Below are 1,060 nucleotides of genomic sequence, written 5' to 3' on the forward strand. Positions count from 1 at the left end.
ACGAAGAAGGTGTTAGAGAGCAAGATCAAAAATATTGAAAAAAGATCTTGACGAATAAAAAGGTGTAGCGTAGTATACGCAGCCCTTGAGACAGCAAACTAAAACAACAAAATGTTTAGTTAAATTTAAAGCTGTCAGCTCTTTAAAAAGAAGAAACAGACAATCTGTGTGGGCACTTGCGAGACGAAAGATTAAAAGTCTACGGACTCAAAAAATTAAGTCTTGATAAGTGACACTGAAGATTCATTTGAATATGTCAGAGACAGTTATTGAGCATCAAACTTTAAATTGAAGAGTTTGATCATGGCTCAGATTGAACGCTGGCGGCAGGCTTAACACATGCAAGTCGAACGGTAACATGAGTGCTTGCACTTGATGACGAGTGGCGGACGGGTGAGTAAAGTATGGGGATCTGCCGAATGGAGGGGGACAACAGTTGGAAACGACTGCTAATACCGCATAATGTTGAGAGACCAAAGCATGGGACTTTCGGGCCATGCGCCATTTGATGAACCCATATGGGATTAGCTAGTTGGTGGGGTAAGGGCTCACCAAGGCGACGATCTCTAGCTGGTCTGAGAGGATGACCAGCCACACTGGAACTGAGACACGGTCCAGACTCCTACGGGAGGCAGCAGTGGGGAATATTGCACAATGGGGGGAACCCTGATGCAGCCATGCCGCGTGTATGAAGAAGGCCTTCGGGTTGTAAAGTACTTTCGGTAGTGAGGAAGGTGGTGTATCTAATAGGTGCATCAATTGACGTTAATTACAGAAGAAGCACCGGCTAACTCCGTGCCAGCAGCCGCGGTAATACGGAGGGTGCGAGCGTTAATCGGAATGACTGGGCGTAAAGGGCATGTAGGCGGATAATTAAGTTAGGTGTGAAAGCCCTGGGCTCAACCTAGGAATTGCACTTAAAACTGGTTATCTGGAGTATTGTAGAGGAAGGTAGAATTCCACGTGTAGCGGTGAAATGCGTAGAGATGTGGAGGAATACCGGTGGCGAAGGCGGCCTTCTGGACAGATACTGACGCTGAGATGCGAAAGCGTGGGGAGC

1 rRNA gene is annotated in these 1,060 nt (G+C 47.0%); it reads left to right on the forward strand.

Going from position 1 to position 1,060, the window contains the following annotated elements:
• Positions 1–285: 285 nt before the first annotated feature.
• Positions 286–1,060 (forward strand): 16S ribosomal RNA (locus A9G09_RS09890); the annotation flags it as partial.

The sequence above is a fragment of the Gilliamella sp. wkB292 genome, assembly GCF_001690235.1.
Lineage (GTDB): Bacteria > Pseudomonadota > Gammaproteobacteria > Enterobacterales > Orbaceae > Gilliamella > Gilliamella apicola_F.